The organism is Corynebacterium sp. AOP40-4SA-5, from assembly GCF_052377355.1.
Classification (GTDB): Bacteria; Actinomycetota; Actinomycetes; order Mycobacteriales; family Mycobacteriaceae; genus Corynebacterium.
In genome coordinates, this window is sequence record NZ_JBQSWS010000025.1 from 34437 (window position 1) to 45364 (window position 10928).

The following is a 10928-nucleotide window of genomic DNA, read 5'->3' on the forward strand; positions in this document are numbered from 1 at the left end:
CTGCCGCGACATCAGGCGTCCTCGAAGGAGAACAGCAGGTCGGACACGTGGTCGACGATGGCGTGGAACTCCGGGGTACGCATCATCTCCGGGGTGCGCGGACGCGGCAGGTCGACCTCCACGACCTCGCGCACCGCGCCGGGCCGAGCACTCATCACCGCGATGGAGTCCGCCAGGAACACCGCCTCGGAGATGCCGTGGGTGACCAGCAGCGTAGTGGACGGGTTCTCCGTCCAGATGCGCTGCAGCTCCAGGTTCATCCGCTGGCGCGTCATGTCGTCCAGCGCACCGAAGGGCTCGTCCAGCAGCAGGACGGACGGGTCGGCGGCCAGGGCACGCGCGATGGAGACACGCTGGCGCATGCCGCCGGACAGCTGCCCGGGCTTCGCCCCCTCGAACCCCTCCAGGCGCACGAGCTTCACCAGCTCGGCGAGGGTGTCGTCCGGCAGGGGGTTGCGGGCGATCTCCCGCGGCAGGCGGATGTTCGATTCCACCGAACGCCACGGCAGCAGCGCGGCGTCCTGGAAGGCGATGCCGAGCTCGTGGCGGCTACGCAGCTCCTTCGGCGTGAGGTCGTGCACCGTCGCGGTGCCGGCGGTGGGTTCCTCCAGACCCGCCAGGATGCGCAGGACCGTGGACTTGCCGCAGCCCGACGGGCCGACGAGCGCCAGGAAACTGCCGCGCGGGACGTCCAGGCTCACGTGGTCCAGGGCGGTCACGCCACCGGGGAAGGTCTTGGTGAGGTCGTCGAGGCGGATACCGGTGCCGGTGCTCATGGTGCGTCCTTCGTGTCGGTGGGGAGGGGTTCGGCCAGTTCGGGGTGCTCTTCGTAGACCTCGTCGAGCAGGCTCATGTCGAAGAGTTCCTCGCGGGAGACGTCGATGCCGGCGAGACGCAGCGCCGCCACATTCTCGTCCATCGCCTCGTCGGTGAGCCGGAAGAGCTGGTTCGGCAGGGTGTGGTCGTTGACGATGTACTCCGTCTGCGCCTCCGCCTGCAGCAGCTCCTTCTCCGGGTCGAGGCCGAGGTCCGCACCGTAGACGTCCGTGGACAGCTCCGCCCCGCGCGCCGGGTCGGTGACGGCGTCGCGCCAGCCGCGGATCGAGGCGACGAGGAAGTCCTTGAGGTTCTCCCGGTTGTCCTCGATGCTCTCCCGCGACACCGCGTAGGACGCCCCGGCGAAGGGCATCCCGTGGTAGGCCAGCGGCAGGGAGACCACGTCGTGGCCGGCGCGCTGCAGGTCGATGAGCTGGTTCGCGGCGAGTCCGTGGAAGCCGTCGACCTCGCCGCTGGTGAGTACGGCGGTCTCCCCGGCGGGGACGAAGGTGATGGTGGACGGGTCGACGTCGTTGGCCCGGGCCAGGCCCTCCACCATCGATTGTGCGGTGCCCGGGGTGACGGCGATGCGGGCGCCCTCCAGGTCGGCGGGGGTGCGGATGGCGTCGGGGCCGTCCATGGAGAGGATGGTGAAGGCGTTGACGCTGTAGATCGCCCCGATGATGGTGATCGGCATGCCCTCTTCGGCGATGGCGTTGGCGGTGCCCAGGGCCATGGAGCCGGCGACGGTGGCGTGGCCGGTGGCGGCGGACTGCTCCACGGCTGTGGGCCCGGCGATGAGGTCGACCTTGGAGAAGCCGGCGTCCTCGTAGTAGCCGTCGTGGTCGGCGATGTACTCCCCGGCGTTCTGCGAGTTCTTCACGAAGGCGAGCTGGATGCGCAGGGCGTCGTCGTCGAGTCCGCGGAGGGCGCAGCCGCCGAGGCTGAGGGCGGTGACGGTGAGCAGGGCGGTGAGGACCGTCCCGGCGCCGCGGCGTCTGGAGGTGTGCCGGGCGGCGCCCGGTGGTGTCAGGCTGAACGTCATGGGCGTCAACTCTACGGTGCGGTGGTGTCGACGGCAGTGCGTGGGAAGGCCGGACGGCGAAGTGCCCGTTTCGCCGTTCATTCCGGACATGCACCGTTGCTCGTCGGCAGCCGGTCCCGGCAGCTACCCCAGCAGCCGGCGCAGCACCTGCACCACGCCGTCCTCGGTGTTCGCCGGCGCCACGTAGTTCGCCGCGGCGGTGATGCCGGGGTGGGCGTTGGCCATGGCGAAGGACAGGTCGCCCTCGCCGACCATCTCCAGGTCGTTGAGGTAGTCGCCGAAGACCGCGGTGTCCGCCCGCGAGATCCCCAGCTCCTCCTGCAGGTCGTGCAGCGCGGAGCCCTTGTTCGCCTCCGGCAGCATGATGTCGATCCAGTTCGCCCCGGAGATCACCACGGCGTTGTCCGCCTCGACCTGGCTGGCCAGCGCGCCCTCGCCGGTGAAGAGCACCGGGGCGGCGTCCTCCGCGGAGCCGAAGGCGAAGACCGCGACCTTGACCACGGGGCCCTGCACCGTGGTCAGGTCCTCGACCTGCTTCAGGGAGTGGTAGTACTTCGCGGCCTCGTCGAGGAACTCGCGGTCGGTGCTCTCCACGTAGGCGACCTCCGGGGTGCACACGACCAGGCCCAGACGCCGGTCCGTCCCGCGCACTGCGGCGATGCACTGCTGCACCGTGTCGCCGGACAGGGGAGAGGTGGCGACGACCTCACCGTCGTGCACGACCACGGTGCCGTTCTCGGCGAGGTAGGTGCGGATGCCGCGGTCGCCGAACATGTCGTGCAGGGTGGCGTACTGGCGTCCGGACGCGGGCACCACCACGATGTCGCGCTGCTGCATCACCGGCAGCAGGTCCCAAAATGCCTCGGGGACGGTGCCGTCCTCGCGCAGCAGGGTGCCGTCCATGTCGAGGACGACGAGGCGGAGGTCGGGGGTCGCGGCGAGTTCGGTCCAGGGGCGCGTGGTGGTGTCGGTCATGGGCACCATGGTTTCACATGACCCCTGCGCACCGGGCACAGCAGGTGCCCGCAATCAGTGGCAGGATCCTTCTGTGATCCGCAGGGAGGGCGTCACGGACCCGGTAACCGACGGCGAGGATGGCATCCAGGTTGTAGTGGGTGACGTCCCGGCGGATGGTCCGGTCGCCCTCAGATCGAACTGTTTGGAGTTTTCTAACAGTTCGATCACTGGTCAGCGACACTTTCTCGAGGATGTTCTTGAAGTGAGCGCTGATCGTAGGAACGCTCACCCCGAACATTTGGGCAACCTGCGCCTGGGTCATCCAGACCGTCTCGCCGACGCCGACCGCATGGTTTCACATGAAACATCGCCGCGCGGCCACGCACCTCACAGCTGATCCGGGGTCTCCGGCGACTCCCGCCGCGCCGCGGCGCCCAGTGCGGTACGGAACACTCGCACCCCGGGATGGTCGGCGTAGCCTTCGCGCACCGCGGTGAAGAGCTGGCGGTGCGGCGAGCCGGGCATCGCCAACGCCTGGGTGTGGTCCAGGTGCGGGCCGGCCAGCATCGCCGGGATCACCGTGACCCCGTGCCCGGTGCGCGCCATGTGCGCGCGCAGGATCGGGTCGGCGGTCTCACACTTCACCCGCGGTTCCACCCCGGCTTCGCGTAGGACGGTCCGCTCCCAGCGTCCCTGCGGCATCGTCGCCGGCTCCAGGATCCACGGGTATTCGGCGAGGTCCGCCAGTCCGTCCAGCTCCTCGGCGGGCACGGCCCACCGGCCGGTGGTGGGCAGGACCAGCAGCATCGGGTCGGCGAAGAGTTCTTCGCGGTGCAGGCCGGGGCGCACCGGTTCGGGCTGGCCGGGGAACTCGTCGTCGATGACCACGTCGTAGGAGTGCGCCGCCAGGCCCTCGAAGGCCTCGGCGACCTCCCGGTGGTAGACCTCCACGTTCAGCGCGGGATGACGCTTCTCCAGCATGGTCAGTGCCGTCGGCAGGATCGTGGCCAGCGCGGACTGGAAACTTGTGACACGTAGCGTGCCCTCTGCCCCCGGGCGTGCGGACGCCAGTTCCGCCTCCGCGGAGTCCAGGATCGTGAGCACCTCTTCGGTGCGCGCCACGAGACGCAACGCCGCGCCGGTGAGCCGGACGCCGCGTCCCACGGTCTCCAGCAGCGGCACCCCGGCCTCGCGTTCCAGCTGACTGAGCTGGTGCGAGACCGCGGACGGCGAGTAGTGCATCTCGCGGGCCACCGCGGCCAGGGTGCCGCGCTGGTGCACCTCGCGCAGCAGGGTCAGTCGTTGAATGTTGAGCACAATTCACCATTATCGTTCAGATACCTGAGATAGACGAACCATTGGTGCGGGCCCCACAATGAGAGCCATGAGCATCACCCGTTCCTCCGCACTCGTCCTGGCGTCCTGCGCATCCCTGCAGTTCGGCGCCGCGACGGCCGTCGGACTCTTCGACACCCTCGGTACCTGGGGCGTGACCTTCCTGCGCCTCACCATCGCCGGTGCCCTGCTGCTGGTCGTCGCGCGACCGGCGTTGCGCGCCTGGAACGCCGGCGACTGGCGCGCCGTCGCCTTCTTCGCGGTGATGATGGCCGGGATGAACGGGTTCTTCTACGCCTCCCTCGACCGCATCCCGATGAGCGCGGCGGTCGCCGTCGAGTTCATCGGCCCGCTGGTCTACGCCGGGCTCACCTCCCGACGACGCGGCGACCTCGTGTGGGTCGGCCTCGCCGCCGCCGGCATGGCCGTGCTCGGGTTCGAGGCCCTGTCGGACGCCGCGCTCGACCCGGTCGGCATGCTGCTCGCGCTGATCGCCGGGGTGTTCTGGGTCGGCTACATCGTCGGCTCCGCCGCCGTGGGCCGGCGCATCCCCGGCACCGGCGGCCTCGCCGTCGCCATGCTCCTCGGCGGCCTCATGCTCGCCCCGGTCGGACGCGCCGGCGTGGAGGGCGTCACCGCCGACCCGTGGCTGATCGTGCCGGCGGTGGTCACCGCCCTGATGGCGTCGGTGATCCCCTACTCCCTGGAGCTCGCCGCGCTGCGCCGCCTGCCGTCGGCCGTCTTCAGCGTGCTGATCAGCCTGGAACCCGCCTTCGCCGCGCTGGCCGGTTTCGTGCTGCTCGACCAGGAGATGACGCCGCTGCGGGCGGTGACCATCGTGCTGGTGATCTCCGCCTCCGTGGGCATCACGTGGTCGGCGCAGCGTCGTGAGAACCGGTCGGCCCAGGCGACACAGCCTGGGCGGTCGAGGCAGGAAGAGCGCGTGCGACGGCCACGGCTGCGTCGTCGAACACCATCTCCTCAGTGAGGTCCCCGCGCGCCAGCTCCGGCCATTCGCGCAGGTAGTCCTGCCGGTACAGCCACGGTGACCGGTCACCCTGGCGCGGGGTCACGTGCTGCGAGCGTTTGATGTAGCCCGCGTCGAACTCCAGCAACGCCCGACGCTCCACGTCCGACCCTGGGAACACCGGCGCGGCCAACGACTCACCCCGGTTGACCATGTGGTGCCACAGCCGCACCATGTAGCGGGCCGTGAGGTCCGCCCGCGTGGTCCACGACTGGTTGAGGTAGCCGACCGTGAAACTGAGGTTCGGCAGGCCCGAGATGAGCACACCCCGGTAGGCCACGGTGTCCGGCAGTCCCACGGGCGCGTCGTCCACGGTGAGTTCCGCGCCGCCGAACAACTGCAGCTGCAGCCCCGTCGCCGCGATCACCGTGTCCGCCTCCAGCACCGTGCCGTCCTGCAGGCGCACGCCCTGCGGTACCAGACGGTCGATCGTGGCGGTGACGACCTTCGCCCCGCCGTCCTTGATCGCGGCGAAGATGTCGCCACCCGGGGCCTTGCACACCCGCTGCGCCCACGGACGGTACGGCGGGGTGAAGTCCCGGCGGATCTGTGAGGGGGAGAGCCACCGCAGCTGCAGGGCGTGCAGGAACCCGCTGAACAGGAACGGCGTGCCCTTGGCGAGGTACCACTGCACCATGTCGCGGGTGATGTGGTTGGCGCGGGCGACCTTGTACGCGAGACGCTTGTTCGGGATCAGCGACGCCCAGATGGTGGTGATGGTGTCGAACCGGGGCAGCGCGGCGACCCACGTCGGCGTGCGCTGCAGCATCGTCACGTCCGCACCCTTCTGCGCCAGCGCCGGCAGCAGGGTGACCGCCGTGGCACCGGAACCGATGATCACGATGCGGCGTCCGGCGACGTCGCCCTGCTCCTCCGGACGCCACTGCTGGGCGTGCACGAGCTGCCCGTCGAAGTCCTCCTCGCCGTCGAAGTGCGGCTGGAACCCCGCCCGGTGGTCGTAGTACCCGCAGGCCAGGTGCAGACGCCGCGTGCGGGTGAGCGTCTCGGCACGGTCGGCGTCCGTGGCGTCCGACCGGTCGTCGGGGCCGTGACGCCACGCGCGCACCGTGGTGACCTCCCAGTGCGGACCGTGGGCCTCGGCCGCGGGTCCGGTGGTGACGAAGTTGGCCCGCTTCACCCAGGTGCGCAGCTGGATACGCTGCAGCACGCCGTCGTCGCGGGCGGCGTCGCGCAGGTACTCGCGGATGTCCGCGCCCTCGCCGAGCGTGCCCTTGTGCGGCCAGTGCCGGTACGGCAGGCCGAAGCTCGCCATGTCCGAGTCGGAGCGGATGCCCGGGTAGGTGAAGGTGTTCCAGGTGCCGCCGAGGTCGTCGTTGGAGTCGACGATCCGCCAGTTCCAGCCGGGGAACTCGTCGACGACGTGGTGGGCGAGGTCGATGCCGGCGACACCTGCCCCCACGATGAGCAGGTCGAGAACGGTGGAGTCGGTGGTGCCGGTGGGCTCGGTGGGCTCGGTGGTGGTCATGTCAGTCACCCTACTGGCTGACTATCGTCTCCGGAACCAAATCTTCTGCATCGGACGGGCCCGCCGGGACGCGGAAAACCCCCGGACGTAACGTCCGGGGGTTCACGCGGGGTCAGGGGAGACTACAGGCGGTGCTTTCCGCCGTCGTCCTCCGGATCCTCCGGGTTGGCGTCCTTGGCATCCTTGGCGTCCTTCTTGTCCGCCTTCGGGGCGCCGGGAGCACCGGGAGCGCTGGGGGCCGCGGGCGCGTTCTTCTTCGCCTGCTTCTTGTCGGCCTCCTTCTTCACGTCCTCGGCCTTCTCCTGGACCTTGTCCTTGGCCTCCTCGGCCTTGTCGGCGACCTTGTCGGCAGCCTCCTTGGCCTTCTCCGGGGCCTTCTCGGCAGCCTCGTCAGCCTTCTCCTCGGCCTTGGCCGCGGCGGCCTTCGGCTTCGCGGCGGCACCGGTGGCGGGGGCACCGTTGGTGCGCGGGGTCTTCGCCGGGGCGGACGGGGCGGCCGAGCCGCTGCCCTTGGCCTTCTGCGCGACGAACGCGACGGCGGCGGCGATGATCGCCAGCAGCAGGATGTTGCGTCCCGTGTGCTTCTTGCGGTTCGCCTTGGCGGCCTTCTTCAGCTCCTTGGCACGGACCTTCTCGGCCTTCTTCGAGGCGGTCTTCTTGATCTTGCGCTGCGAACGGGAGAGCTGCTTGTTGGCGGTCTTCGCATTCTTCTGGGCGAACTTCTTCGCCTTCTTCGCCTGCTTGGACGCCTGCTTACGGCCCTTGGCACCCTCCTTCTTCGCGGTCTCGCCGACCTCGGAGGCCACCTCGGACGCCTGCGACCAGGCGCTCTCCAGGGACTTGCGGGCGGAGTTGCCGGCCTTGTCGGCCTTCTTCTTCGCCGCCTTCAGGTCCTTGCCGTGGTTCTTCTTGAGCTGCTTCTTCGACTTCTTGGCGGTCTCCTTCGCCGACTTCTCGGCGTCCTTGCCCGCCTTGCGGCCGGCCTCGACACCGGTGGCGGCCAGGGCCGCACCGGCCTTGCCGAGGTGGTTGGCGCGGTCGCGTGCGTCGTCGAGGGCGTCGCTCACGGCGTCCGACTCGAGGAATGCGGAACCGCGCTCCTGCGCCTGGGAGAACAGCTCGCCGCCGCGCTCGGCGGCGGTGCGGCCCCAGCGGGTGACGGTGTCGGTGAGGTCGGCGTCCGGCGCGTGACGCACCTGGTCGGCCAGGGCGTTCGCCCGGTCACCGGCGGCCGAGGTGACCGCGGAGACCCGCTTCTCCACGAAGTCGCGCGGGGACTCGTTGCGGCCCGCGGCCTTCTTGGCGACCTTGTGCTGACGCTTCAGTGCCTTGGCCTGGGTCTTGTCCGCCTTCGCACGACGCTTGTCAGCCTTCGAGGAGATCTTGTCGGCCTTCTTGGTGGCCTTCGACGCCTTCTTGCTGAGCTTCTCGGCCTTGCTGTCCTTCAGGGTGTCGAGAGCGCTCTCGGCCTCCTGTACGGCCTGGTCGAGGCCCTGCGTGGTGTCGTTCTTCGTGGCGTTGCTCACCGTAATTCCTTTCGAGGCGGTATTGCTGTCATCTTTGTCGGACGTCGGGGAGGCCGGCTGCCGTGCCGCCCGGTTCTCGGCGAGGAGCTGCTCCACGATCAACCGGTGGTGGCCCGGGGCCGAGGACAGGTCCTGCGGTCCCCGTGCACGTGCCCCGCTCCCGGCACGGGGCCGCAGAGCGTAGAGGCCGGAGACGTCGCGGACGTCCCCCTTCTTGCGCCTGCCGTCGCCGCCGAGACTCGACGAGACCTGCCGGGCGGCACGTAGCGCGGTGAACGCGGTGTTGGGGTCCATGGACCGTGCATCTCCTTCAACATCCTCGGCGGACCGGCCGGTAGTCGGTCACTTCTCTGGCACTTCACTAACGGTTCTTCTGTCGACACAAAATGGGTCGTCATCCAACGATAACCAAATCTGTCCCCGAGGGTAGTCGGAATCGGGCGATCAGGGGTGCCCGCCCGGCGTCCGGTAGCCTTGCCCCCATGACCGTTCAGAAAACCGCGACAGCGACCCTGCACACCAACCACGGCGACATCGTCATCGACCTCTTCGGTGACCAGTCCCCGGCCACCGTGAACAACTTCGTCGGCCTGGCCACCGGCGACAAGGAGAAGGCCCCCTACACCACGGAGAACGCCTCCGGCAGCACCGAGGGCCCCTTCTTCGACGGCGCGATCTTCCACCGCATCATCGACGGCTTCATGGTCCAGGGCGGCGACCCGACCGGCACCGGCCGTGGCGGCCCCGGCTACGAGTTCGCCAACGAGAACCACCCGGAGCTCCAGTTCGACCGTCCGTTCCTCGTCGCCATGGCGAACGCCGGCCGCGACACCAACGGCTCCCAGTTCTTCATCACCGTCGGTGCCCACCCGCACCTCAACGGCGGCTACACCATCTTCGGTGAGGTCACCGACAAGGAGTCCCAGAAGCTGGTCGCCAAGATCTCCCGCGTCTCCACCAACCGCATGGACCGTCCGGACGAGGACGTCGTCATCGAGTCCGTGGACGTGGCCTGATCCTCCGCAGATTCTTCACCGGTGCCCCCGCCACGGCAGGCCTGATCCTGGCCTGCCTGGTGGTCTACGTGGTCACCGGACTCGACAGCGGGAGCCTGGCGCGTCCCGCGTCGGCCCAGGGCGTGGCGTGGGACCTCATGGTCGACCCGCACGCCATCACCGCCGACGGTGAGTGGTGGCGTCTGCTCACCGGGGCATTCGTTCACCTGGACCCGGGCCATCTGCTGATGAACATGCTGCTCATCGGTCTGATCGGCCGGGAGCTGGAGCGTGCCTACGGCACGCTCACCATGGTGGTGTCGATGGTGCTCTGCGCCGTCGGAGGCGGGCTGGCCGTGATGTGGCTCCAGCCCGACAGCCTCGTCGGAGGGGCGTCGACCATCGGCTACGGCATGTTCGCCATGCTGGTGGGACTGTCCCTGGAGCGCAGGACGGACGTGCGCGCACCGTTGGTGCTCATCGTCGTCAACCTGCTGTACTCGGTGACCGCGGGCGGGGTCTCCCTGCCCGGTCACCTCGGTGGCCTGGCCGCCGGTGCGCTCGTCGCGGTCGTGCTGACCGTGGTGCGCCGGGGCCGTGGCGGCCGGTCGGACCGGGCTACTTCCAGCCCATGGTCATCAACAGACCCACGATGAACAGGCCGAAGCCGATCAGGTAGTTCCAGGCGTTGAGCTCCGCCATGAAGGGGATGTGCGGGCCGGCGATGTAGTTGACGACCAGCCAGGCCAGGCCCAGCAGCATCAGGCCGAGCATCACGACGATGTACCAGCGCGGCGTGCCGGTCGCGTTCAGCTTGACCGGTGTGCGGCGGTCGGCGGCCGAGGAGCCGACGGCGCCGTTGTACTCCGGTGAATCGGAGATCCGAGACTTCGGCATGTGTATCCCTCACTGACATGGTGACGTGTTCGAACTGAACCAACCCTACCAGCACGAACCCCGGATTCCCCCACGGGTTAGGATGAGCGTCATGCGCATCCTCGTCATCGACAACTACGACAGTTTCGTCTACAACCTGGTGCAGTACCTCGGGGAACTCGGCGAGGACTGCACCGTGTGGCGCAACGATGCCGGGCAGCTCGGCACGTCGGACGGTGACCTGGTCGGTGCGCTGGAGTCCTTCGACGCCGTCCTGGTCTCCCCGGGGCCCGGGGACCCGACCTCGGCGGGCCGCACGCTGGAGGTCATCGCGCATTGCGCCGCGCACCGCGTCCCCCTGCTCGGCGTGTGCCTGGGACACCAGGCGCTGGCCCAGCACTTCGGCGCGTCCGTGGTGCGCGCCGACGAGATCTTCCACGGCAAGACCAGCCCCGTCACCCACGACGGCACCGGGGTCCTCGCCGGGATCCCCAGCCCGTTCACCGTGGCCCGCTACCACTCGTTGACGGTCGACCCGGCGACGGTGCCGGACGACCTGGTGGTCACCGGGCGTGTGGCGTCCGGCATGATCATGGCGATGCGCCACGCGACCCTGCCGATGCACTCCGTGCAGTTCCACCCGGAGTCGGTGATGACCGGCAATGGGCACCGCATCCTCGCCAACTGGCTGTCGGACGCAGGACGGCCCGTCGACGAGGCCGAGCTGGCGCGTCTGGCCGAACGCCACGCCGCCACGCTCGCCGGGGCGACCGCCACCGGCGTGTAGCCGTCCCCGGCACGACAGAACCCGGCACCCACGTGGGTGCCGGGTTCTCGCGTCGGGTCATGCAGGGTTCACACCCGG

11 protein-coding genes and 1 pseudogene are annotated in these 10928 nt (G+C 69.4%); 4 read left to right on the forward strand and 8 right to left on the reverse strand.

Translation table 11 applies throughout. The features are described from left to right. Positions 1-11 precede the first annotated feature (11 nt). The 5 genes from ACT3S3_RS13165 to ACT3S3_RS13185 all read right to left on the reverse strand — a co-directional run bounded on the left by ACT3S3_RS13165 (position 12) and on the right by ACT3S3_RS13185 (position 4135). Entirely contained in the window at positions 12-776 is a 765-nt protein-coding gene (locus ACT3S3_RS13165; RefSeq protein ID WP_301441786.1) for an ABC transporter ATP-binding protein, read from the reverse strand. Then, positions 773-1861 carry an ABC transporter substrate-binding protein gene (locus ACT3S3_RS13170; protein ID WP_301441785.1) on the reverse strand — a complete coding sequence of 363 codons (1089 nt, stop codon included), beginning with the start codon at positions 1859-1861 and terminating at the stop codon, positions 773-775. The genes ACT3S3_RS13165 and ACT3S3_RS13170 overlap by 4 nt, the downstream gene beginning before the upstream one ends. Positions 1862-1984: 123 nt before the next feature. Continuing rightward, positions 1985-2836, reverse strand: a complete 852-nt coding sequence (locus tag ACT3S3_RS13175; RefSeq protein ID WP_301441784.1) for an HAD family hydrolase — start codon at positions 2834-2836, stop codon at positions 1985-1987. Between the two features lie 13 nt (positions 2837-2849). Further along, positions 2850-3140, reverse strand: a complete 291-nt coding sequence (gene rhuM / locus ACT3S3_RS13180) for a RhuM family protein (RefSeq protein WP_441579718.1) — start codon at positions 3138-3140, stop codon at positions 2850-2852. A 65-nt stretch (positions 3141-3205) separates the two neighbouring features. Continuing rightward, a complete protein-coding gene (locus tag ACT3S3_RS13185; protein ID WP_444626919.1) occupies positions 3206-4135 on the reverse strand; it encodes a LysR family transcriptional regulator in 930 nt (309 codons plus the stop codon). A gap of 493 nt (positions 4136-4628) precedes the next feature. Here ACT3S3_RS13185 and ACT3S3_RS13190 point away from each other — a divergent pair. Then, positions 4629-4964 (forward strand): annotated as a pseudogene (locus ACT3S3_RS13190) (EamA family transporter); the annotation flags it as partial. A 55-nt stretch (positions 4965-5019) separates the two neighbouring features. Here the strand turns inward: ACT3S3_RS13190 and ACT3S3_RS13195 are convergent. Continuing rightward, positions 5020-6666: a flavin-containing monooxygenase gene (locus ACT3S3_RS13195; protein WP_301441782.1), complete on the reverse strand. Its 1647-nt coding sequence runs from the start codon at positions 6664-6666 to the stop codon at positions 5020-5022. 122 nt (positions 6667-6788) lie between these two features. Then, on the reverse strand, positions 6789-8486 hold the full coding sequence (locus tag ACT3S3_RS13200) for a hypothetical protein (protein WP_301441781.1): 1698 nt from the start codon (positions 8484-8486) through the stop codon (positions 6789-6791). 188 nt (positions 8487-8674) lie between these two features. Between ACT3S3_RS13200 and ACT3S3_RS13205 the strand changes: the two genes are divergently transcribed. Next, the gene (locus ACT3S3_RS13205; RefSeq protein WP_441579719.1) at positions 8675-9208 is read left to right on the forward strand and encodes a peptidylprolyl isomerase; all 534 of its coding nucleotides are present in this window, start codon (positions 8675-8677) and stop codon (positions 9206-9208) included. Positions 9209-9276: 68 nt separating this feature from the next. Continuing rightward, positions 9277-9843 carry a rhomboid family intramembrane serine protease gene (locus ACT3S3_RS13210; RefSeq protein WP_301444245.1) on the forward strand — a complete coding sequence of 189 codons (567 nt, stop codon included), beginning with the start codon at positions 9277-9279 and terminating at the stop codon, positions 9841-9843. Here the strand turns inward: ACT3S3_RS13210 and crgA are convergent. After that, the gene (crgA, locus tag ACT3S3_RS13215) at positions 9806-10084 is read right to left on the reverse strand and encodes a cell division protein CrgA (RefSeq protein WP_301444246.1); all 279 of its coding nucleotides are present in this window, start codon (positions 10082-10084) and stop codon (positions 9806-9808) included. The two genes, ACT3S3_RS13210 and crgA, sit on opposite strands and share 38 nt — an antisense overlap. A gap of 91 nt (positions 10085-10175) precedes the next feature. Between crgA and ACT3S3_RS13220 the strand changes: the two genes are divergently transcribed. Further along, positions 10176-10850, forward strand: coding sequence for an aminodeoxychorismate/anthranilate synthase component II (locus tag ACT3S3_RS13220; protein ID WP_301444247.1), 675 nt, complete (start codon positions 10176-10178; stop codon positions 10848-10850). Positions 10851-10928: the final 78 nt, after the last annotated feature.

Bases quoted from the DNA above. Each gene is read 5' to 3' on its own strand.
- ACT3S3_RS13165 (WP_301441786.1), bottom strand. From the start codon at position 776: ATGAGCACCGGCACCGGTATCCGCCTCGACGACCTCACCAAGACCTTC.
- ACT3S3_RS13170 (WP_301441785.1), bottom strand. From the start codon at position 1,861: ATGACGTTCAGCCTGACACCACCGGGCGCCGCCCGGCACACCTCCAGA.
- ACT3S3_RS13175 (WP_301441784.1), bottom strand. From the start codon at position 2,836: ATGACCGACACCACCACGCGCCCCTGGACCGAACTCGCCGCGACCCCC.
- rhuM (WP_441579718.1), bottom strand. From the start codon at position 3,140: ATGACCCAGGCGCAGGTTGCCCAAATGTTCGGGGTGAGCGTTCCTACG.
- ACT3S3_RS13195 (WP_301441782.1), bottom strand. From the start codon at position 6,666: ATGACCACCACCGAGCCCACCGAGCCCACCGGCACCACCGACTCCACC.
- ACT3S3_RS13200 (WP_301441781.1), bottom strand. From the start codon at position 8,486: ATGGACCCCAACACCGCGTTCACCGCGCTACGTGCCGCCCGGCAGGTC.
- ACT3S3_RS13205 (WP_441579719.1), top strand. From the start codon at position 8,675: ATGACCGTTCAGAAAACCGCGACAGCGACCCTGCACACCAACCACGGC.
- crgA (WP_301444246.1), bottom strand. From the start codon at position 10,084: ATGCCGAAGTCTCGGATCTCCGATTCACCGGAGTACAACGGCGCCGTC.
- ACT3S3_RS13220 (WP_301444247.1), top strand. From the start codon at position 10,176: ATGCGCATCCTCGTCATCGACAACTACGACAGTTTCGTCTACAACCTG.